Source organism: Brevibacillus reuszeri, from assembly GCF_002897295.1.
Taxonomy (GTDB): Bacteria; Bacillota; Bacilli; order Brevibacillales; family Brevibacillaceae; genus Brevibacillus; species Brevibacillus reuszeri_A.
Map to the genome: position 1 here is coordinate 233,841 of NZ_BEXF01000001.1, position 21,722 is coordinate 255,562.

General features: G+C 48.1%; 23 protein-coding genes and 1 pseudogene. 15 read left to right on the top strand and 9 right to left on the bottom strand.

Annotation, left to right across the window (positions count from 1 at the left end):
* Positions 1 to 50 precede the first annotated feature (50 nt).
* Positions 51 to 266 carry a CLC_0170 family protein gene (locus tag C3B52_RS01125; RefSeq protein WP_103104253.1) on the top strand — a complete coding sequence of 72 codons (216 nt, stop codon included), beginning with the start codon at positions 51 to 53 and terminating at the stop codon, positions 264 to 266.
* On the opposite strand, the gene C3B52_RS01130 is transcribed toward C3B52_RS01125, so the two are convergent.
* The 3 genes from C3B52_RS01130 to C3B52_RS01140 are packed head-to-tail and all read right to left on the bottom strand — an operon-like array spanning position 259 to position 2,389.
* A complete protein-coding gene (locus C3B52_RS01130) occupies positions 259 to 1,518 on the bottom strand; it encodes a Ger(x)C family spore germination protein (protein ID WP_103104254.1) in 1,260 nt (419 codons plus the stop codon). The two genes, C3B52_RS01125 and C3B52_RS01130, sit on opposite strands and share 8 nt — an antisense overlap.
* On the bottom strand, positions 1,416 to 2,186 hold the full coding sequence (locus C3B52_RS01135) for a GerAB/ArcD/ProY family transporter (protein ID WP_103104255.1): 771 nt from the start codon (positions 2,184 to 2,186) through the stop codon (positions 1,416 to 1,418). Before C3B52_RS01135 ends, C3B52_RS01130 begins: the two co-directional genes overlap by 103 nt.
* Positions 2,183 to 2,389 (bottom strand): hypothetical protein, encoded by a 207-nt coding sequence (locus C3B52_RS01140; protein ID WP_103104256.1) that lies wholly within the window; start codon positions 2,387 to 2,389, stop codon positions 2,183 to 2,185. Before C3B52_RS01140 ends, C3B52_RS01135 begins: the two co-directional genes overlap by 4 nt.
* A 251-nt stretch (positions 2,390 to 2,640) precedes the next feature.
* On the opposite strand from C3B52_RS01140, the gene C3B52_RS01145 reads away from it, so the two are divergent.
* From C3B52_RS01145 to C3B52_RS01155, 3 genes are all read left to right on the top strand, one after another.
* Entirely contained in the window at positions 2,641 to 3,993 is a 1,353-nt protein-coding gene (locus C3B52_RS01145) for an Nramp family divalent metal transporter (RefSeq protein WP_373419702.1), read from the top strand.
* 111 nt (positions 3,994 to 4,104) lie between these two features.
* On the top strand, positions 4,105 to 4,650 hold the full coding sequence (locus C3B52_RS01150; protein WP_103104257.1) for an NfeD family protein: 546 nt from the start codon (positions 4,105 to 4,107) through the stop codon (positions 4,648 to 4,650).
* Positions 4,643 to 6,244, top strand: a complete 1,602-nt coding sequence (locus tag C3B52_RS01155) for a flotillin family protein (protein ID WP_103104258.1) — start codon at positions 4,643 to 4,645, stop codon at positions 6,242 to 6,244. The genes C3B52_RS01150 and C3B52_RS01155 overlap by 8 nt, the downstream gene beginning before the upstream one ends.
* A gap of 54 nt (positions 6,245 to 6,298) precedes the next feature.
* Here C3B52_RS01155 and C3B52_RS01160 read toward each other — a convergent pair.
* A pseudogene (locus C3B52_RS01160) lies at positions 6,299 to 7,047 on the bottom strand (polysaccharide deacetylase family protein).
* A gap of 194 nt (positions 7,048 to 7,241) precedes the next feature.
* Between C3B52_RS01160 and C3B52_RS01165 the strand changes: the two are divergent.
* Positions 7,242 to 8,645 (top strand): aspartate kinase, encoded by a 1,404-nt coding sequence (locus C3B52_RS01165; RefSeq protein WP_103104259.1) that lies wholly within the window; start codon positions 7,242 to 7,244, stop codon positions 8,643 to 8,645.
* On the opposite strand, the gene C3B52_RS01170 is transcribed toward C3B52_RS01165, so the two are convergent.
* Complete coding sequence (locus C3B52_RS01170) at positions 8,576 to 9,067, bottom strand: M67 family metallopeptidase (RefSeq protein WP_103104260.1); 492 nt, start codon at positions 9,065 to 9,067, stop codon at positions 8,576 to 8,578. The two genes, C3B52_RS01165 and C3B52_RS01170, sit on opposite strands and share 70 nt — an antisense overlap.
* Positions 9,068 to 9,125: 58 nt before the next feature.
* On the opposite strand from C3B52_RS01170, the gene C3B52_RS01175 reads away from it, so the two are divergent.
* The 6 genes from C3B52_RS01175 to C3B52_RS01200 all read left to right on the top strand — a co-directional run bounded on the left by C3B52_RS01175 (position 9,126) and on the right by C3B52_RS01200 (position 14,241).
* A complete protein-coding gene (locus C3B52_RS01175) occupies positions 9,126 to 9,977 on the top strand; it encodes a DUF72 domain-containing protein (protein WP_103104261.1) in 852 nt (283 codons plus the stop codon).
* A 20-nt stretch (positions 9,978 to 9,997) separates the two neighbouring features.
* A complete protein-coding gene (locus C3B52_RS01180; protein WP_103104262.1) occupies positions 9,998 to 10,822 on the top strand; it encodes a sulfite exporter TauE/SafE family protein in 825 nt (274 codons plus the stop codon).
* Between the two features lie 24 nt (positions 10,823 to 10,846).
* A complete protein-coding gene (locus C3B52_RS01185; RefSeq protein ID WP_103104263.1) occupies positions 10,847 to 12,286 on the top strand; it encodes a bifunctional metallophosphatase/5'-nucleotidase in 1,440 nt (479 codons plus the stop codon).
* A gap of 82 nt (positions 12,287 to 12,368) precedes the next feature.
* Positions 12,369 to 12,608 (top strand): DUF6154 family protein, encoded by a 240-nt coding sequence (locus tag C3B52_RS01190; RefSeq protein ID WP_049741654.1) that lies wholly within the window; start codon positions 12,369 to 12,371, stop codon positions 12,606 to 12,608.
* Positions 12,609 to 12,690: 82 nt separating this feature from the next.
* A complete protein-coding gene (locus C3B52_RS01195) occupies positions 12,691 to 12,993 on the top strand; it encodes a YunC family protein (RefSeq protein ID WP_103104264.1) in 303 nt (100 codons plus the stop codon).
* 153 nt (positions 12,994 to 13,146) lie between these two features.
* Entirely contained in the window at positions 13,147 to 14,241 is a 1,095-nt protein-coding gene (locus C3B52_RS01200; RefSeq protein ID WP_103104265.1) for an HD-GYP domain-containing protein, read from the top strand.
* A gap of 55 nt (positions 14,242 to 14,296) precedes the next feature.
* On the opposite strand, the gene corA is transcribed toward C3B52_RS01200, so the two are convergent.
* Positions 14,297 to 15,232 (bottom strand): magnesium/cobalt transporter CorA, encoded by a 936-nt coding sequence (gene corA, locus C3B52_RS01205; protein ID WP_103104266.1) that lies wholly within the window; start codon positions 15,230 to 15,232, stop codon positions 14,297 to 14,299.
* Entirely contained in the window at positions 15,186 to 15,377 is a 192-nt protein-coding gene (locus C3B52_RS36290) for a hypothetical protein (protein ID WP_164684660.1), read from the bottom strand. The genes corA and C3B52_RS36290 overlap by 47 nt, the downstream gene beginning before the upstream one ends.
* A 245-nt stretch (positions 15,378 to 15,622) precedes the next feature.
* Between C3B52_RS36290 and C3B52_RS01210 the strand changes: the two genes are divergently transcribed.
* Together C3B52_RS01210 and C3B52_RS01215 are read left to right on the top strand one after the other, a co-directional pair.
* Positions 15,623 to 16,414 carry a hypothetical protein gene (locus C3B52_RS01210; RefSeq protein ID WP_103104267.1) on the top strand — a complete coding sequence of 264 codons (792 nt, stop codon included), beginning with the start codon at positions 15,623 to 15,625 and terminating at the stop codon, positions 16,412 to 16,414.
* A gap of 214 nt (positions 16,415 to 16,628) precedes the next feature.
* On the top strand, positions 16,629 to 17,945 hold the full coding sequence (locus C3B52_RS01215; RefSeq protein WP_103104268.1) for a globin-coupled sensor protein: 1,317 nt from the start codon (positions 16,629 to 16,631) through the stop codon (positions 17,943 to 17,945).
* Between the two features lie 232 nt (positions 17,946 to 18,177).
* On the opposite strand, the gene C3B52_RS01220 is transcribed toward C3B52_RS01215, so the two are convergent.
* The gene (locus tag C3B52_RS01220; protein ID WP_103104269.1) at positions 18,178 to 18,654 is read right to left on the bottom strand and encodes a cysteine dioxygenase; all 477 of its coding nucleotides are present in this window, start codon (positions 18,652 to 18,654) and stop codon (positions 18,178 to 18,180) included.
* A 341-nt stretch (positions 18,655 to 18,995) separates the two neighbouring features.
* On the opposite strand from C3B52_RS01220, the gene C3B52_RS01225 reads away from it, so the two are divergent.
* The gene (locus C3B52_RS01225; protein WP_103104270.1) at positions 18,996 to 20,165 is read left to right on the top strand and encodes an MFS transporter; all 1,170 of its coding nucleotides are present in this window, start codon (positions 18,996 to 18,998) and stop codon (positions 20,163 to 20,165) included.
* 42 nt (positions 20,166 to 20,207) lie between these two features.
* Positions 20,208 to 20,939: a sporulation protein YunB gene (gene yunB, locus C3B52_RS01230; RefSeq protein WP_235615556.1), complete on the top strand. Its 732-nt coding sequence runs from the start codon at positions 20,208 to 20,210 to the stop codon at positions 20,937 to 20,939.
* 33 nt (positions 20,940 to 20,972) lie between these two features.
* Here the strand turns inward: yunB and C3B52_RS01235 are convergent, their stop codons facing one another.
* The gene (locus C3B52_RS01235) at positions 20,973 to 21,704 is read right to left on the bottom strand and encodes a hypothetical protein (RefSeq protein WP_103104272.1); all 732 of its coding nucleotides are present in this window, start codon (positions 21,702 to 21,704) and stop codon (positions 20,973 to 20,975) included.
* Positions 21,705 to 21,722 lie beyond the last annotated feature (18 nt).

Consider the following 21,722-nt stretch of genomic DNA (forward strand, 5'->3'; position numbering starts at 1 on the left):
TTCTTGGTCGATACTAGGAGAATTACCATCATGAAAGGCAGGGTGAACCGATGGGATTTTCACTAGTTATTGGCTTTATTGAGTCGCTCACTTCGTACTATTTGGTACTGCTTTTGCTCATCGTGGGTCTCATTCTCCGTTTCAGATACTATGTTGCCTATCGAAATCGACAGCTAACGCGGGATGCCGCCTATGCAAAAGTCGGCGGCTACGCGCTCCTTTTTCTTTCCATGGTGGTCCTGATAGCCCATTTTATCGCTATTTGAATTGACCAGTCCTTCTAATAAAGGTTTGTACGTCTACTTGAACCTCAACGTTTTGAAATTGCTCGTCCCAATCATGCTGATGGGCTTTCCAATACGGGTATTGATGGCGACGCAGCTCCTCACCAAAGCCAAAAACATCCGTTTTGTATTTTTTTTGCATCAGGGCAATCAATCCTTTTGCCTTCTTTTTGATCTCGTGATTAATCAGCTGCTCGCGATTTTTTATTTTTTCAAGAGTAGGGTTGTGGTTTAAGCCATCCTCTGCGAGATTGCCTTCCCCACGAATAAATAAAAAGATGACAGGCTTTCCATTTTGGATAGAGGTCTTAACGGTCGAGCGGGCACCTTTTACTTCCAGTGTCGTAAATTCTGGAATTTTTTCCTTTTCTATTTTTTGGATAATTACCTCGTCCCCGGCGGAAAACGTTCCGTTAATCCAGCGAAGTGCCTTTACATCCTGATCACTTAGCCAGCCAATCAATTTATCGCCTTTCATAATCGCTCCACCTGCCATCTTAACTTCTTGCTTTTCGGTACGAATGGCTGGCAGCACACTGTTTCCCCCATTGTGGAAGTTGCTTGAGAATTGGCCGATAGAGGCTGTCTTTGGAAGGCGTGCCGTCTTCGCTTCACCTTCTTCTGTCAGCATGCTGATGTAGCGCCCAGAGACGGGCAGAAGCTTTGGTTTTACATGCAGCGCGTCTTTAGCCGTGCCTTTTGCGATAATCAGCTTGATTTTTCGGCGGGATTCATGGTCCCGATAAAATAAATCCAATGGCCGATCAATCCCTTCCTTTGCAAGCTCCTCTCCGATAACGATAGATTGTAAATGCTCATAGTAGGGTTGTCTGGCTACACGTGTGGCCATGAGGCGGATGCACTCAAAAATAGAAGGACCCGAGGTAGTCGCATTCCAGACAGGGGAGATATGAGGATTGTTAATCTTTCCAGAAAGTGCGCTCGCTTCTGTTAGCTGTGCAGTAAATTCGTAGTAGGAGCGTTTTCCACTACTCTCTTTTGTTTTATCGATAGCAACAGACATGACAAATAACCGATCCTGAATCTCGACGCGATCCCAGCACCCTGAGAGCACCAAGGGCAGAATCAGCAGCAACAGCAATGAAAGGAGCCGGGTATAAACGGGGGCAATCATGCATTTCGCCCCTTGTTTCGCCATTTGTACACGACAGCCAGCAGGACAGGAATGAAGCTGGCGAGAGCTGCACCCAGCCAACTTGCCCATCTGCTCCATTCATCGACCTCCAAAATATTGCGAGGCAGGACAGCGATCAAGAATACGACAGGGACGATAAGCAGGGCGATCACGCGATGCTCCTGTAGCCGAAGGAGCTGGGAGGCGATTAGGCTAGCACAGTAGTGAAACATGACAATGGTGGTAACGGAAAAAGGAATCCACACCATCATCATGATCGAATCGAGGCGCTCAATAAACGCGCCGGGTACCTCAATGTTTTTAATGACAGTCAGTGTAGGGTATTCGACGAGAGTCATTTCTTTTGCCCCCAATACTGCGATGCTGAGGACTGTTATTAGTGTATAGAGCAGCAAAGCGGCACCAATCGCGAACCATGCGGCTTTCCAGGCCATGGCTGGCTTTTCCATAAAGGGCTGGATAAATAACAGGATCTCAAATCCGAGGAAAGCGAAAAAGGTGGTAGGAAAAGCCTTGATAAGCGGCTTGATCCCGTCACCCATCACCGGGAGAATTCGTCCGAAGTCTGTGTCGCGGATGGTTTGCGTCAAAACGAGCAAGAGTAAAAATACGGTCAGTGGCTGAATGAATTCGTTAAATCGTGCCATCGCATTGACACCATGCATGATTAAATACGAGCTCATGCAAAGCATGCCGATAATGATGACTTCGACCGGGGTCAAATCTAGCAGAAACAGCTTGGTCACATCTGCTCCACCGCCGGAAAAGGGATCTTTTCATTTTCCGGGCAACGGTTCACCTTATCCAGAATCTTGTCCTGCAGGTAATCCGACTCCACAAAGCAGGTTAGATAACAGATGGTGAAGCATTCTTCTCCAAAGCTGTGCTGTCTTTGTTCATAATCGTCGCTTTCGCTGAAGCGTAATGCCAATTCTTGTTCCCAATTCACAGCAAAACCTCCAGAAGCAAGGAATACAGGGTAGTGTTGTCCAAGCATGCAAATATATACAAAATAAAATAATTAGAAAGATAAAAAATTCCAACAATCCGTCGTTGCAAATGAGGCGAATCGGAGTATAATATGAAATATATTTCGCTAGGTAAACATTTTTGCTTTTGGCTAATTCCTATATTTTTTTGACTAAAAGTTGCACTGATGCAAAAAAAGTGACCTGAGCCACAAAATGGGGTGAATACATCATGCTGACGAAATCAAATTCGAATGAAGCTGTTCAAGAGCAAGGCTGGAGAATGGCAGCTGACCAGCCGTCCTTGCCAGAGGTACATCGATCCATGAAGATTCCCCAAAAAGGCTCGTGGATTCGCAAGTTTCTAGCTTTTGCTGGTCCCGGCTATCTCGTCGCTGTAGGGTATATGGACCCGGGAAACTGGGCGACAGATATTGCGGGCGGCTCCATGTTTGGTTATTCTCTGTTGTCGGTGATCATGCTATCTAATCTGATGGCGATCCTCTTACAAGCGCTTGCTGGAAAACTGGGGATTGCGACTGGTCGAGATTTGGCCCAAGCGTGTCGGGATCACTACAGCAAGCCAGTCGCCATGGGGCTTTGGGCGTTGTGTGAGCTTGCCATCGCAGCATGTGATCTTGCAGAAGTGATTGGGGCTGCGATTGCACTTAATTTGTTATTTGGTATCCCGCTTGTTTACGGGGTCTTGATTACCGCATTAGATGTCATGATTGTCCTGTTTTTGCAAAACAAAGGGTTCCGCTATGTAGAGTCGCTTGTCATCGCGTTAATTGTAACGATCGGCGCGTGCTTCGCATTCGAAATGTTCTGGTCGCAGCCGGACGTAGCCGGAATTCTCGGCGGTTTTATCCCGACTACCGAGATTATCAAAAATCCGGAAATGCTTTATATCGCGATCGGTATTTTGGGCGCTACGGTCATGCCGCACAACCTGTACCTCCATTCTTCTATCGTACAGACGCGTGACTACGAGCGGACGACCTTGGGAAAACGGGAAGCGATCAAATTTGCGACTGTGGACTCGACGATTGCACTGGTTTTCGCGATGGGAATTAATGCGGCTATTCTGATCCTGTCGTCGGCGACCTTTCACCGTGCAGGAATGACAGATGTAGCGGACATTGCCGATGCGTATCATTTGCTTGCTCCCTTGCTAGGAACGACGCTTGGCAGCATTCTCTTTGGAGTAGCCTTGCTGGCGGCGGGGATGAACTCCACACTGACGGGGACTTTGGCAGGGCAGATTGTGATGGAGGGCTTTTTGAATCTCCGTATTACGCCTTGGCTGCGACGACTGATCACGCGGATGATTGCCATCGTGCCAGCCGTCATTGTCACCGCCATGTATGGAGAGAGCGGAGCGACAGATTTGCTGATCCTCAGTCAGGTCATCCTTTCGTTGCAGCTGTCCTTTGCGGTTGTTCCATTAGTCAAATTCACGAGTGACAAAACGAAGATGGGTGAGTTTGTCAACGCCCCTTGGCTGAAATGGCTCGCCTGGTTTGTGGCTACGGTTATCATGGGATTGAACCTTTATTTGCTCTACCAAACCTTTTTCGGATAAATAAAAATCCTAATCCTCCCTTTTTAAGGGGGGATTTTCCTTAATTATGAAACCTTTTTCGTTCTGAATCGTATGAGAAGTAGAGGCATTTTTGGAAAGGAGTGAATTAACGTGGGCGTACTTGAAACCGTCTACATGGTTTGCCTCGTTGGTGGCCTCATCTATACCCTGATCTCGCTTATTTTTGGTGATACGATCTCAGATATGCTGGGGCAGCTTCAACTGCCTGTCGTAGAACCGATCGTGCTTGTAAGCGGCCTTACCGCGTTTGGTGGAGCCGGCTATCTGCTCTCGCGCTTCACTTCGCTTTCTTGGCTGGTCGTCCTGTTGTTGGCCATTGCCATTGGTGGAGGATTGGCAGTAGCAGCGTTTTTTGTCTGGGTAAAGCCCATGAGCAAGGCAGAACACTCCACCGGATACTCCATGAATCAGCTGGGTGGCAAGCTGGGTGAGGTGAACACGACGATTCCGGCAGATGGCTTGGGAGAGGTTTTGCTCCCCATGATTAGCGGTACGACTTATCATATGGCGGCGAGTCTGGAACAGCAGACAATCCAGCAAGGAACCCGTGTAGTGGTGGTAGAAGTGCGGGACCACGTATTGTATGTAACGCCTTTCCACAATGAATGGGAAAAGGAGATGAAGGAGCATGTTTGATTTTGAACCAGGTATTCTCACGACTGTAGGAGTCGTCGTAGCGGTCTTTCTCGTCTTGGGTATCGCCTTTTGGGCGCGTTACAAGACGGTTGGCGCAGATGAGGCGATGATCGTTACAGGTAGCTATTTGGGCAGTAAAAACGTACTCAGCGACGAGTCTGGTCGCAAAATGAAGATTGTCCGCGGTGGCGGTGCATTTATTCTCCCGATCTTTCAACAAGCGAATTTTCTGAGTCTTCTGTCCCATAAGCTGGACGTGTCGACACCAGAGGTATATACAGAGCAGGGTGTTCCTGTGATGGCGGATGGAGTAGCCATCATCAAAATTGGCGGTTCCATCGAAGATATCGCTACTGCTGCAGAACAATTCATGGGCAAAAAAGACGAGGCGCTCAAAAGTGAAGCGCAGGAAGTTTTGGAGGGCTATCTCAGAGCGATTCTCGGCAGTATGACGGTAGAAGAGATCTATAAAAACCGAGAGCGCTTCGCCCAAGAAGTGCAAGCGGTGGCGACCAAGGATTTGAAAAAAATGGGTCTGTCCGTTGTCAGCTTTACCATCAAGGACGTGCGTGATAAAAACGGTTATCTCGCAGCCTTGGGGATTCCGCAGATTGCAGCAGTCAAGCGTGATGCGACAATCTCACAGGCAGATGCAGACAAGGAAGCTCGGATCAAGCAGGCACAAGCAGAGGAATCGGCTCGCAAGGCAGAGCTGTTAAAAGAAACAAACATCGCCGAGGCGGAAAAAGAAAAAGAACTGAAGGTCGCTGCGTTTAAGCAGGAGCAGGACAAAGCAAAGGCAAGCGCTGACCAAGCCTACAAGCTGCAAGAGGCAGTCGCGAAGCAGCAGGTAACGGAAGAAGAAATGAAAGTCGATCTGGTTCGTAAGCAAAAGGAGATCGAGCTGGAGGAAAAAGAAATTTTGCGTCGCGAGAAACAATACGATGCAGAAGTAAAGAAAAAAGCAGATGCGGACCGTTACTCCGTCGAGCAAGCGGCAGAGGCGGAAAAAGCCAAAAAGCTGCGTGAGGCAGATGCGCTGAAATATCGGATTGAGGCAGAAGCAAAAGCGATGGCTGAACAAAAGCGTCTTGACGGTTTGGCGATTGCAGAGGCAGAAAGAGCAAAAGGTACGGCAGAGGCAGAAGTCACCCGTCTCAAGCTGGAAGCAGAAGCGGAAGGTAAGGAGAAGCTGGCAGAGGCGTTCGAAAAGTTCGGTCAGGCAGCGGTTCTCGATATCATTGCAAAAATGCTCCCAGAGCTGGCGGAGAAGATCGCAGAGCCGATCAAGGCTATCGACAAAGTCACGATCGTCGATGCTGGTGGAGGCAGTGGAGACGGGGTCAATCGCTTGAGCGGGAACGTCACCAAGCTGATGGCACAGCTGCCAGAAATGCTCAAAGACGTTTCTGGGCTGGATATGAACAAAATGATTACTGACTTTATGCAAAAAGGTCCTGTAAATCAGGCGCAGCCAGCCCTGACGGCTAATCAGGCTCCTGCACCAGCAGGCTCCGTTTCGGCGGTTACAGCGGGCAATGCTGACAAAGCAGCGCCACAGAAGACAGCAGATACCGCAGACAAAACAAACTAAAGAAATGACATAGAAACGGCCCCCTTCCTACATGTGGAGGGGGCTTGTTTGGTATCAGTTTTTTCCTACTTTTTTCGTCCCATAGTGATTCATTAATTCAGAGACTGTCACAAACTGATAACCGCGATTTTGCAGCTCAGGCAATATTTCTTTCAATGCTTGAACCGTTTGCTTACGATTGCCGCCATAATCATGGAACAGAACAATGTCCCCATTTCGGGCATTTTTCAGGACCTTGTTGACGATTTTTTTGACGCCGGGATCACTCCAGTCGCGGGTATCCTGATGCCAAGACCACATGATTACCAATGCGCCAGCCCGTTTCGCGATGTTCACGATGGATTCACTGTAGTATCCACCAGGAGGACGAAAAAGCAGCGGTTTGGTTCCGGTAACTTCATAAATCGTCTCCTGCGTTTTCGCGACTTCCTGAGCCAGCTTCTCAGGCGATATTCGCCGCATATCCGGGTGTGTATACGTATGGTTTGCGAGCTCATGCTGTTCACTAGCGAGCAGACGTGCCACTTCCGGAAATGAGTTTACCCTCGAGCCCACTACGAAAAAGGTTGCTCTTGCATGTACTGCTTTAAGAGCTCAGCAATTTGGGGTGTGTAAGTTGGGTCTGGGCCATCGTCAAAAGTAAGCGCAATCACTTTTTTATCCGTCGGAACCTCCCAGACGATGTCCCCGCGTGTCTCGTAGTACTCCCGATCCTTCCCGTCCTGGGCGACAACAGGATCTGGATGAGAAGGCACCAGAAAAACGGAAAAGAGGAGAAGAATAAGCCCAACACGTTTTTTCATTTGTATCACCTCGCTGCTAGCCTTGCCTAAATGAAATCAACAACGAAATTGCACTTAAACGTTACTATGCACAAACTGCTCTTGAATATTCCGATGTGTCCTCCAGGAAAAGACACTTGTACTTTTTGGGCGGATACTTTAATCTAATATCAGATTTGGAACGGATAAAGAGATAGGCAGATGGAGGAGAAAAGATGAAGGTTGCAAAATTCGGTGGAACTTCGCTGGCTAGTGCAGAACAAATAAAAAAAGTATGCGGGATTATTCGTGCGGATCAAAGCAGACGATTGATTGTCGTCTCCGCCCCAGGAAAAAGACATAAGGATGATACGAAGGTAACCGACCTGTTGATCGCCTATGCTGAACGCTTTTTGCAAGAAGGCGTGGCAGAAGCGGAAAAGCAGGCCATATACAAAAGGTACCAGGAAATTGTCCAGGAGCTTGGGCTGTCACGAGAAGTGTGGAACATTGTGGAGAGTGAACTGGAGGGAGTGCTTGCAAACAAGCAAGGGCTTTCGACAGAGAGATTCATCGATGCAGTCAAGGCGGCAGGAGAGGATACGTGCGCAAAGGTGGTTGCTCACTACTTGTCCAGTCTGGGAGAGGACGCGGCGTATATTAACCCGAAAGATGCCGGGATGCTCGTGACTGACGAAGCGAGCAATGCTCATGTGCTGCCAATCGCTTACGAGAAGCTTGCAGCACTGCGTGAGCGTAAAGGAATTACGGTGTTTCCCGGATTCTTCGGCTATTCAACTGCAGGAGAGCTGGTTACTTTTTCGCGTGGTGGATCGGATATTACCGGCTCCATTCTTGCAGCTGCGGTCAAGGCGGATGTGTACGAAAACTTTACCGATGTGGACTCAGTCTACGTCGTTAATCCAAACCTGATTCCAGAACCAAAGCAGGTAAAGGAAATTACGTACAGGGAGATGCGGGAGCTTTCCTATTCCGGATTTAGTGTGTTTCATGAAGAAGCTTTAATTCCTGCCTATCAGGCAGACATTCCTGTTTGCATCAAAAATACGAATAACCCGTCAGCGCCGGGAACGTTAATCGTGGCTGAGCGTCCGTATGCGACGAATCGCGTATCAGGTATTGCCAGCGATAGTGGATTTTGCAGTATTTATGTCAGCAAATATTTGATGAACAAAGAGATCGGCTTTGGACGGAAGCTGTTGCAGATCCTGGAGGAAGAAGGTCTCTCCTATGAGCATACTCCGTCTGGGATAGACAATATCTCGGTCATTTTACGGGAACGGGATATGTCTGCTGAAGTGGAGCAGCGGATTGTAGAACGGATTCAAACAGAGCTTGAGGCAGAGGACATCGCGGTTCAGCATGGTCTTGCTCTGGTTATGATCGTCGGGGAAGGGATGAGGCGCTCAGTTGGAACGACGGCTCGCGCTACCACTGCCCTCGCTGCAGCGAAGATCAATCTGGAGATGATCAACCAAGGCTCCTCCGAGGTAAGCATGATGTTTGGGGTGAAAGAAGAGGAAGCGGATTTGGCCGTCATTGCCCTGTATCAAGAGTTCTTTGGTGACGATGAGCATGCATCAGAGCTATCTGAGCAGAAGTCGTCGATTATGGTATAGTCACGTTTTTCAAAACCGCCATCTCCCCACTGATAGAGCATGAGAATGGGCTCATCAGCTGAGAGGCCGACAATCCAGTAGCTGAGCATCGGATAATGCCAGCCATTGTGGTCGCTGGTCGATGGTAGAGGTGGCGAGTGCGGATGAGAGTGAAGAACACCGAGCCATTGCTCGTTGGACTTCCTGATGGTGCCCAAGGCTTGCAAAAAAGTAGCACCATCCCAAGCAAAAGCGTGTTCATCAAAGCTGTGGGGCATGGATACATAGCCGGTAATGGTATTTCCTCTACCGCTGAGCAAAGCCGAATATTCATAAGGAAACGTCTCTTGAGCTTCACTCAGGAGGCGTTTCGCTACTTTTCGGGTCAGTAATAATTTGTTATTCTTAGACGCAAAGGGTTCGCCCAACCAATCAGGTAGCATGGGATGCCTCCATCCTTCCATGGTTTAATTATTTCAATATTGTGGAGGTTCATAAGCAATGAGTACGATTCAGGTAGGTGTCTGCGGCTGGGGAGATCATGATGATCTGTACACCCAAGGAGTCCAAAACCGCGACAAGCTTTCTGTCTACGCGAGCCATTTTCCTATCGTGGAAGTGGACAGCTCGTTTTATGCCATTTTACCACAGCGCAATTACGAATCATGGGTCCGGGATACTCCGGACTGTTTTGGCTTTATTGTCAAACCACATCAGGCGATGACCGGGCATCAACGCGGGGACGCACCTGCCCATCGCAGGGACCTGTTTCGGCATTTCGAAGAGAGCATTCAACCGCTGGTGGAGGCAAAAAAGCTAAAGACATTGCTTTTTCAATTCCCGCCCTGGTTTGATTGCACGAGAGAAAATGTACAGTACGTCCAAGCGTGCAGGCAGGCGATGGCCAGCTATCCATTTGCAGTCGAGTTTCGGCATCGCAGCTGGTTTGATAAACGTTTTTGCGAGCGGACGCTCGATTTTTTACGCAAAATCGAAGCTACTCATGTCTTGTGTGATGAGCCTCAGGTGGGAGCAGGCTCTGTACCGATTGTAACCGCAGTGGCGCATCCTGGATTGTCATTGGTCCGCTTCCACGGTCGTAATCATTCGGGCTGGAGAGATCCGGGCGAAGGGCAAAATTGGCGGGATGTTCGCTATCTGTATCGCTACAGCGAGGAGGAGCTGGCTGAGTGGGTGCCACGTATTGAGCAGGTGGCGAAAGAGGCGGATGAAGTCTGTATTTTGTTCAACAATAACTCTGGGGGAGATGCGTCAGCAAATGCAAAGCAGTTTTCTAATATGCTGGGCCTTCGCCCGAGTGGATTAAACCCCAGACAGATGGAATTGTTCTAACGGGAGAAAGAAGGGGCTTTATGCTGGTAACGATTGCTATCGTGTTTTTATTTATCGGTGTGGTAGCAGGGGTCATCGGGAGTATTGCAGGGCTTGGGGGAGGCATCTTTTTTGTCCCCGCACTCTTATTTCTAGCCAACATGTACATGCCTGGCTCTATGTCTCCACAGGTCGCTACGGCAACATCATTATTGGTGATTGCAGTCACGGCGCTTTCGTCGTCGATTTCCTACCTCAAACAGAAAAAAGTGGATATTCAAAGCGCACTGCTCTTTTTTATTGGTAGTGCCCCTGGTGCTATCGTAGGTGTCTATGTTAATACACTATTACCAATCAAGAGCTTTTCGCTGTTGTTTGGCGTTTTCCAGCTATGCATGTTTGCACTCTTGATGTTCAAGGACAAAATCAAGCCGCGCAATATCGATTGGCAAATCAAACGTCAATTTGTGGATAACGAGGGCCATGAATTCGAGTACGGATACAGCAGATGGAGTGCGATTCTTATCGCGTTTTTTGTGGGAATCACCTCGTCGTTGTTCGGTGTAGGCGGAGGCGTTCTGATGGTGCCTGCGATGATGATTTTGTTTCGTTTTCCTCCGCACATTGCGACAGCGACTTCGATGCTCGTCATCTTTTTCTCTGCAGTCATCGGCTCTGCTACTAACATTCTCCATGATAACGTAAACTGGTTGTACGCTGCTATGCTAGCCCCTGGAGCTTGGGCAGGAGGAAAGCTCGGAGCAATTGCTGCCGGCAAAATGAAAGGACGTACAATCGTCCTCGTCCTGCGTGTCTTAATTTTGGGCATTGGGATTCAGATGATTGTGGAGTCTATTGTAGGATAAGTAAGCAAAAAGGGAGGGAAAGTCGTGGCTGACACCTGTACCTTGCACTTGTTGCACACCAACGATTTGCACAGCCATTTTACGACAATGCCGCGGATCGCGACCTGCCTACGGAAATGTCGGGAGGAATGGGAGAGTCGCGGGGAATATGTGCTTACCGTCGATATCGGCGATCATATGGACCGGATGGATATGAAGACGGAGGCGACCTTTGGAAAAACGAATGTCGACGTGATGAACCGCAGTGGCTATCAGTACGCGACGATTGGTAACAACGAAGGAATCACCCTCCCTAAGGAAAAATTGGATCAGTTGTATGAGGAAGCAAAGTTTACTGTCATTGCTACCAACCTGCACGATGCTTCTAGCGGCACGCAGCCACATTGGGCTGTTCCCTACACCATCCATGAATTTGCTGATTTGCGGATTGCACTGCTTGGCGTGACGATTCCTTTTGTCCCTTCTTATCGGAGCATGGGCTGGGAGATTGCAGAGCCGTTGCCTTTGATTCAAGCGCAGGTAGCCGCGTTGCGATCGCAGGTCGATGTGATCATTCTCTTGTCTCATTTGGGCTACCGGACGGACTGTCTAGTAGCCCAAGAGGTGGACGGACTTGATGTGATCTTGGGGGCGCATACCCATCATACTCTTCTACATGGAGAGCATATCGCGGGGACTTTGGTTGCTCAGACTGGACGCTTTGGAGAATATGTGGGACATGTGCAGTTAGCCTGGGATCGTGATGCAAAGCGTATGAACTCTGTATCTGCGGAGTTGTTTGCCACAGAGAATTATCCTGAAGATGAGCAATTGCGCACGTTTATCGAGGAGGAACAAGAGGCTGCAAAGAAAAAGCTGTTCCATCCATTCACTAGTCTGAAGCATGATCTGCAGATAGGCTGGAGTGATGAGACTCCATTTGGCTCTTTTTTGGCTGCCAGCATCCGCAAGTGGACAGGCGCAGAGATTGGGCTGGCGAACGGGGGCTTGCTGCTCGCGGATCTGCATCGAGGAAGCTTGTCCTTTGGAGATCTGCTCAGGTCCGTACCTCATCCAATTAGTGCCTGTGCCGTCACACTTACCGGTGAGCAGCTCATGAGTATGCTAGAACAGTCGATACAGCCGGAAATGGTGCGCCGGGAGCTTCGGGGATATGGCTTTCGCGGCAAAGTAGAAGGCTGGATGGCTGTTGATGGCTTGCACATCCGTTACATAGCTGGAGAGCATCCGCATATTTTGGAAATTGAGGTAAATGGCAATCCGCTCGTTGCAGACAAAGAATATCGAGTAGGAACGGTCGACATGTTTATGTATAATAGGCTGTTCCCTGATCTGCTCCAAGGAACCCATATCCAATTCTTTTTACCCGAAACGCTGCGGGAGGTCATCGCCAAGACAGTTACGGACCAAGCGCTTTTGCAAAATGCCTTTCTCCCGCGCTGGGAACAGGTACCCTCGCCATAACAAGTGTCGTATCCTCTTTTTGCTGAAAGGAACAGTCCCTCTCCAAACAGGGCATGCTATGGAAAAAGGGAGGCGGCAGGAGATGCGCTTTATTGATGAGCTGTATGAGCTGTACCGAGGGCATTTAAACGGAGATGAAGAAGATATCACCGCAGTTGTTGTCGGGATTTTGGCAGATCAGTCACGCGAAGACCTGATCGACTTGGTGGACGATATGGAGGAAGAGGAGCTGTTTCAAATGATGGCTACCTACATGATTGAGGTCATGAAGCGTAAGGTAGCTATGGAGGACGAACAGTTCCCCGCCACAATGATGCACTAACCTGCTAGTTCTCACACACTTTTCTTTTCGATGTCATAGGATGGTAACGCCACATGACAGGAAAGAAAAGGGAGGAATCGTGATGGTCGAAGTAGTGCCGATCCACTTTCCAGAAGGAACCGCGATTGCAGTGACGGTGCATCTGCCGAAAACGACCTTGCTTGCAGTGACGACAGATCATGGCTATATCATGTGCGGGGCACTTGATGTGGGACTTTTGAATGAGCGTCTGGCGGCAAGAGAAATCTTGGCTGGTCGGGCTGTCGGGGTCAAAACGATTCAGGAGCTTTTAGATGCGCCATTGGAATCAGTGACCACTACAGCTCAGCAGCGAGGAATTCATGCGGGAATGATTGGTAGAGATGCTGTAGTTAAAATGTTGTAGTGTATGTGAAACATATGAACGAAATCAAGCGCCTTTGTCTATTTTTGTGACAAAGGCGTTTTTTGGTGAACGTCATTTTAGAAAATTTTTCATGTAGAATCTCGTCGAGTCACGCTATAATAGGGGTACCCTGAGGAAAGGCGAAGGTTTCGCATGAGACTGACATCTATTCAAAAATGCCAGCCGGGCGACAAATTGGCTCGGTCGATTTATACAGAAAATGGAACCATACTCGTTGGCGCAGGCGTTGAACTGACACAACGAATGCTCATGAGACTCAAGAGCAAAAATATCGCAAGTATCTATATTCAGGATGATCGCACCAATGACATCATAGTGGAGACGGTCATTACCGATCAAACTCGCAGAGAGGCTATGTCTATTATTCACGATACATTCCGGGCTGTACATGAGGTACCGCAAAGATGGCAGCAGCTTTTTTCGGACAAGTCATTCGGGCGAAATATTCGTCAGGTTATGACGACGGTAGTCGATGAGCTGAGTGGAAGCCGCGCAGCAATGAACCTTTTGGCAGACGCCTGTGCTTTCGATAACTACATATTCGCTCATAGCTTTAATGTTGCCCTCTACAGTACCGCTCTCGCTATTAAAACAGGGTATACGGAAAAGGAAGTGCTGGAAATCAGCATCGGCGGAATGCTGCATGATGTAGGCAAGATGCAAATTCCGGATACGATTTTGCAAAAGCCAGGGCGTCTAACAGCGGAAGAGTTTGAAATCATGAAAAAGCATACGGAATACGGATTTGAAATGCTGCGCCGACAGGATGAAATTCCTCTGTTGGCTGCACATTGTGCCTTTCAGCATCATGAGCGCTGGGACGGCTCCGGGTATCCCCGAAATCTCAAACAGGAAGAAATCCATCCCTACGGTCGGTTAATGGCGGTTACGGATGTGTTCGATGCGCTGACTTCCCATCGCGTATACCGGAGAAGAATGCTCCCGCATGAAGCCATGGAGGTTCTCTATTCTGGCTCAGACACGCTGTTTGATCAAAAGTATGTAGAAGCACTGCGCGATACGATCGCACTCTATCCACTTGGGCTCAGTGTCACATTAAGCTCTGGGGTGTCGGGTGTTGTTGTTGATTCCAACAAAGGAATGCCGAGCCGCCCGATCATTCGTGTCCTGGTAGATGCAGAGGGCCAGGAATTGACACAGCCATACGAATGTAATCTATCTGAAAATCTTGCTTTGATGATCATCGCTTGTGGTGATCTCGTCTAAGAAAACCTCTTCGTGTAGTCTATACCTTCTGATTTACGAAAAACGTAGTGGCTGATCAGAGCCACTCTTTCTTTTTGAAAATGATGTACATCGTGATCCCAATCGCCGCCATGCAGCCCAGCACGATATAGTAGCCGTAGCGGGTATGCAGCTCTGGCATCACTTCGAAGTTCATCCCGTATATCCCTGTCACAATCGTGAGCGGCATAAAAATCGTCGTCAACGCTGTAAACACGCGCATGATGTCATTGGCTCGTCCAGCAAGTGCCGCTTGGTAGGCTTCTCGCAAGTTCCCGATGAGATCGCGAAAGGTCTCAAAGCTTTCCACGATTTTACTCGCATCTTCTACAATATCGCCAAAGTACTTCCGCAAATAAGGTTGAATGAGCGGAAGTTCTTTTTTATGCAGGGCGTCAATCAAGTCTCTTTGAGGTACGAGCATTTTACGCGCGTACAAGATTTCACTGCGCAGTCCGATGATTTGGTCCAAATGGGATTTACGTGTGTTCATCAAGATTTGTTCTTCCAGATCTTCAATCAGGTCTTCAATTTTTTCGATAACATCAAAATACCGATCGACAATTTGGTCTACCAGATAGTAGAGAAAAGCATCGGGACGGTTGACTTCTTTTTCACGGATAATGGCAAGCATCGATGTAAACTCAGGTGCTTCTTGCTTCGTTACTGTAATGATGGCATTGCTTCCGAGAAAAATATTGATCTCCCGCAAAAAAATGTCCTGATCATGAAAGGCGATCCCGTTGATCACCATGAAGTAATGATCGTCGTAAAACTGAAGCTTTGGACGTTGTTCCTCCTCATCGATGCAGTCCTCAACCGCCAGATGATGTAACCCAAAGATTGGCTGCAAAATATCGAGGTCAAACGGTGTAGCGTCGATCCAATAAAAGCCTTTGTCAGGCGGAGTCGCAGCTTCTTCGATGTCATCGATCATGGTTATGATTCCGTTTTGAATCAATCGTATCTTCATGAGTCATTCTCCTGCAGGTGGATTGTGGGGATGAAGACAGTCTCGGCATTATACGGGTGAGAATCAGCTCATAGGCATTGCGCAGCGCCGGACCGCTGGGTGGTTGTTTGGACACACCTTGGTCGTCGGACTTGGACGTTTTCATACAAGTCATGCCCCCTAGGCTTCGATAGAGGTTTTCTTTTATTTGTATGTCAACAGGCACGTCTGCTTGCGAAAAAGCTCTCCTTCAGACCCTCTTCGTTCCAAATAATACCGTATGTTTCCAAGAATAGTGTTCCACATTATCTGGAAATCATCTCAATCATTTTATCGTATAGGGAAGTTTCCGTACATCTTTTCGGCATACTAGCAGTATAACGAGAATGTGGAAAGGTGGATTGTGTGGATATGTGGGTAAGCAATTGGCTTGGAGTGATAGGAAGCATGGTCTTTGGGCTGGGAGTAATGGCAACAGGACAAGCAGTACCTCCACAAGACCCTAGTCAGCTGACTCCGGCTCCAGCTGTCTATGAAGAGATTCAAATAAAGCGGCAGGATGTGACTGGTGACGGGCGGCCGGATGTCGTGACTCTTTTAGGCAAGCGTTTTGCCGCTGACAGCCCGTACTACGAGCGACTAAAGGTTATGGTACAAGATCCGGTCGCAAAGAAAACATCCTTTTTTACGACTGCTTATGGAGGATATCAGCCGCAAATGTCTTTTTGCGACTTCACGGGTAATCAGGCCAAACAAATACTGGTTCAAGCACCAACAGGAGGCAGTGGGGGCACTTCGGACTATTATTTGTTCAGTGACAAGGATAACAATCCCGCCGTCCTGCCAATCCCTCAAGCCTTGACCATTACAGGTGCTTTTCAGGATAACTACAAGGTACAGCTTGTGATCAAAGAGACGAATCAAACAACGCTACTAGATGTAAGTGACCGCAAGAGCATCTATGAGGAGGCTGGGGTATACAAAAATGGCAAGCTCGTTCAGCCGACAGAGGTAATGCCAAATACGTTTAGTGTATTAGAGCCTATCGATGAAAATGGTGATGGTATCTGCGAGCTGAAAGGAATCCAGCGGGTAAGTGGTGTAGCCAATGCCGATACGATTGCTTATGTCGAGTCCATTTGGAAATGGGACAATAAAAAGTGGAAGCTGCAAAGTGCAAAAGTAAAAAAAGCAGAGATGTAACAACAAGAGGACTTCTATTTGTAAAAGGCAGATGGAAGTCCTGTTTCTTTTTTACTGCGTGTTTTATTCACAAATAAGCCTTCTGCCTCTTGTTTACACTACCTTATCTTCGGGTATATAATTGAAAGGATGTACAAGATTGGAAAGCTATTCTAGTGTATATACTTCACGCCATTATGTATAGAATATTCACGCAAAAAAAGGAGTCCACCCTATGAGTACATGCCCGTTTTCCAGTTTGTTCGGAGGCAAAGGAAAAGCGAGAAGGGAGTCTTTTTTTCTAGTTAGCAAGGAAAAGGGAGAAGTGAAGATAAAGGCCCAGTCCGAGCTTGCCAAGCAGCTGACCCTCATTCATTTGACAGAGGAAGACTTGGCGGTTGCGAAGACACTACAGCCCATTATCGTTGAACATATTGATAAAATCGTGGATTATTTCTATGAAAATATCGAAAAAGAAGAAATCCTCATGACGATTATTCATAATAACAGTACGATCCAGCGATTGAAGCAAACGTTGACCCGGCATATTACCGAGATGTTCAGCGGTCGGATCGACAGTGAATATATTGAGCAGCGCAGTCGAATTGCAGTGATGCATATGAGAATCGGTCTGGAACCGAAATGGTATATGTGTGCATTTCAAAATTTGCTCATTTCCATTATGGACATTATCAATGATCGAATCAGCGACAAAAAAGAATTTGTACATGCGGTTCAGGTTGTAACCAAGATTCTCAATATTGAACAGCAAATTGTTCTTGAGGAGTACGAAAAGGAGCACGAGCGTGCACGTCAAAAAGAGCAGGACAAAAAAGACGAGCTGCGCATTGCCCTCACGAATTCCGCTCATGAGCTGGCGGCTGTCTCCGAGGAAAACAGCGCTTCTGTTGAACAGTTAACGGAGCAATCCCGCGAAGTGCTTCGCTTTGCGGAAAATGGAACCGGCTTTTCAAACACGGCTGAGGAGCTGTCCAAGGAAGGCAAGGAGAAGCTGGAGAAACAGCAGGAACAGATGGGGCTCATTCAGAATAGCGTGAAGCAAATCTCCGAAGAAATGAACACGCTGGAAGGCAACGCAGAAAAGATTCGTGGAATCGTTGACGTGGTGACAGCGATTGCCGAGCAAACTAATCTGTTGGCATTGAATGCTGCGATTGAGGCTGCGAGAGCAGGTGAACAAGGACGAGGGTTTGCTGTCGTTGCTGACGAGGTTCGCAAGCTTGCTGAGCAAACAAAAAAATCCGTATTTGGCGTACGTGAATTGATAGAAAAGACGAATCAGCAGACGAGTGTCCTGTCCTCGGTTGTGATGGGAATTCAAGAATTGGTACAATCGAGCTCGAAAATGACCAACGAAACAAATGCCTTTTTTGAAGGGATCATGAGTGCTGTGGCTGACAGTAAGGACCAAAGCACGCGAATACAAAAAGAGCTGGAAAACTTTTTCCGGGTAATGGAGGACATGAACCAAGCGGTCGCTCAGGTAGCGATTTCTGCGGATGAGCTCTCCGATATCACTGAAAATCTGTAAAAGCATTCCGTATGGACAAACACACCCCGTATCATCAGGTGGTGTGTTTTTTTTAATATCCAATTTAAGTGATCGGAATATACTGTTGAAAGAAGTCCGAAAGCAGGAGAGCTTGTGTCGTTAAAAAATCCCCCGACACAAAGCTGGCGTAAGGTCATCGACATGGATGAGCTTCAGCAGCCACTTCTCGGGGGATGCTTCGGTGCGAGCTTCTTGGGGCTTATCGTCTTTGTTACATATGTGCCGCAGTTTGGTACTGTTTGGAATTACGCAGCGGCGGCGTATAAACATTTAAGGAAATAACCGGTATCTCGCCGTTATTGCGGATCGCGTGAATTTCACCTGGGGCTATATAGCAGCATTCGCCTGCTGTGACGATGGATGCTTGAGTGGGCTGGACCCGATCGTCGTCAAAGGGTGAATTAAAAATGATGTTGGTGAGTGTACCGGAAATAATCCATTCCCATCCAAACGATTCACCGTGGTTGTGAGGAACCGACTCCTGCTGAGCGGGAAGATGGATCAGGACAACCTCTACATGCGGCGTCGTATACATGACCTTGCGCCCGTAAGGAAGGCTCTCTGGCTCAGGGATATGCGCAGCAATTTTGTCCATGCTGAGCGTAAGCGATTCAAGTGCCTTTCTAAGCTCGACTGGAGTAGGACAACGCAAGGACCCAAATGCTATTTCTAAGCTTTCGTGATTCATGAATAACCTCCAAAACCTCAGCTTTCATGCTGTATGATATGAAAACAGGTCTGGAGCGGTGAGAAATAAGGGACATTTGTTCATTGTGAGCAGAAGATTGGTGACAGCCGACAGCGGTTGGCTCTATCATAAAGATACGGTCATTTGGCCGCACAGGTCGTTTTGGGGAAACGCCCCCATCAAGTAAATCGCTTAGGTTTGTTCAGATCAGTTGTTTCATTTACTCATTTCCAAACATGAGGAGGCATGAGCATGTCAACTGCCATAATCAGTGTACGCGCCAGCTAATTGGGGGCGTACGATCTAAACCGCCTGGAATCGTCAGGAGGGTTTGGATAATCATGAATGTAAAAGCTTATTTGTATGTCAATGCATTGTCTTCTCTGGGGTCCCGGATGGACTTGATTGCGTGCAGTGCGTTGATTTTTACTTTTGAACATAGTGCTTATTGGCTAACCGCCTTTTTTGTCATGCGTCAGGTTGGAGGCATGCTGTTCAGTCCTTTTGCAGGGATGCTTGCTGACAGACTGGACAGAAGAAAGGCGATGATCGCAAGTGATTTCGGGGCAGGGCTGGCTGTGCTGGCGATTCTCATCTTCCCGAACCCATTTGTCGTCATTACAGCTGCCTTTTTGAAAGGGATGCTCTACACCTTGTTTCACATCAGCTTCCAGTCTTCCCTGCCGCAAATGTTTGGTTCTGGGCAGTTGATCAAAATCAATGGACTTACCGTTCGGCTGGAGTCGATTGTTGGGATTGTCGGGTTTGCTTTGGGAGGATTTTTGACCGACCATTTCGGTTATTCGCTCGTTATCGCGTGCAATGCAGCCAGCTTTTTGTTTTCGGCTCTGATGCTTACACGGATTCGCTGGGAGAGTACCGTCACTCGGCAAGTCAGCTCTGCTGCTGGTGCAAGTGGCGAGGCTGCGTCTACGGGCCTTGCTTCTACATTGATTTATTTGCGCACACAGCCTATTTTGCTTGCGATTAGTATTCTGGCGTTGTTTGAGTCTATTAGCACCGCTGCACATAATTATGGATTGCCCTTTTTGGCTGATCAGCTTCTGGCAGGGGACGCAACCTTGCATGGCGTGATGTGGTCAGCAATGAGTGTCGGTGCACTGGGTGGCTCTTATCTTGCTACCCGTTTGCGCATTCCACTTGTTACAGGGGTGCTCACAGTGTCCTTACTGACAGCCGTGGTCGTTACGTTTGCCTTCGCAGGTACTGATCAGTGGACAGTGGTACTGCTGCTGGCAGGCGCAGGCGTATTTGCGGGGAGTGCCCAAGTGTACAAGAGCACGATTTTGCAACAAGCGGATAACCAGATTCGCGGCAGAGTAATGGGAATCCAGGGGTTACTTAGCAGAATGGGGTTTTTTATCGGGTTTGTGGCTGCACCACCGCTTGCCATCTCGTTTGGGTTGTTCAAAATGATGGTACTCGCACAAGGGTTATTTATACTGGGTGTTATCTGTCTTTTCAGCTACGTGAAGCTTAGGAAGCAGTAGTCTTTTTTGCTCCCTCCCACCATAGGATGTACCAATTGGGAGGTGACGGGAGTGGCCCTATTTCGACCCCGTCGGCGTTGGAGGAACCCGCTTTCCCCGATGAAAGCGATTTTGATCGCGCTGGTGATTTTTTTAGTGATGTCTATCCAGTTTCTGTTCTTTTTGCAAAAACGGCTGGAACCGACGCTCTTGATCCTGGCTTCGCAAAAAGCGGAGCAGCTGGCAAAGGAAGCTATTACAGATGCGGTAACCAAGCGGATATCCCAGCAAGGTGTCGATTTTAATCAGATCGTCAAGATTGAGAAGAACAATGAGGGGCAGATTCAGGCGTATCAGTTTAACTTCAAAGAATACGCGCGAATTGTGGGAGAAACAACATCACGGATTCAAAATAAGCTCCAGGAGTTTGAGGAGGATAAGGTAGACCGTACGATTCCGCTTGGTTTAGCCACAGGAAACAGCTTTTTGGCGAATATGGGACCGAATCTGCCCATCACGTTTGCGCCGATCGGGTCAGTGAAGACCAAGCTGGAAACGGAATTAAAGGAAGCTGGCATCAACATGGTACTGGCGACTGTCTACATCTTTGTGGAGGTTGATTTGCGGATTGTCATTCCGTTCGCGACAGACGAGCAGACGATCACGACAAAAATCCCGATCACTCACTCGCTCATCGTTGGCGATGTACCGCAATATTTATACAACAACCCCGAGGGCAAACCAGATGTACCGCGTGCACAGGGCGATGGGTACAATGATCCGCCTGGGGATTAAGAGAGCGGCAGCATGGGCTGTCGCTTTTTTGTCCTATTCTTTTTCCTTGCCGAGCACAACCTGCAGTTTTTTCACAGGACCATTTTCTCTGTTCCAATTAACAAGAGCCTCATAAGACGAGTCAGTCAGATCAGGGACGGTCAAGGTAACCGTTTTGTTGTCGAGCCATTTGAGATCACGGATGGGCCAAATAAAGGAATCATCAGAAACGAGCTGCCTGACGGGATCACTAGGATCGACGATTTTCATTTCCTCCAGCTTGGCTGCATCGACGAAGACTACAACATTTCTCACGAATTCCGTTGCTTCATTCCTGCCGAAAAGAATCGCAAGCTTGCTTTCGTCAGGAGAAAAGTAAGCTTCTTGAAAGATGCTTCCTTCACGTAAAGGGAGCGTCTTGATTTCTTTACCGTCTTTGATTTGAACGAGGACATGGCTGCAGAGCTTTGTGCCACATGAATAACCGATATCAGCAAAAGCCCCTGCGGTTTTCGAAGGGAGGTCTCGTATGACGATACGATTAATTTCCTCTTGTCGCTCCTGCGGATTGTATTGAGCGAGATATTCACGCAGTGCAGGGATGCTGTCTACGGGAATCGTTACCTGCTTCGTATCAAAAGGAATCGTCACTACTTCCTTTGCTTCTGTTTCTGTTGGTAGAGCTTCGGTAGGGGCAGGGATAGCTTTTGTCGGTTGTTTTTCACAGCCTGTTAAGCTGACAGTAAGGACCGATGCGAGCAAAAGGGAATGGAGCCAGTTATTCATGTGAGTTCACCTGGGACT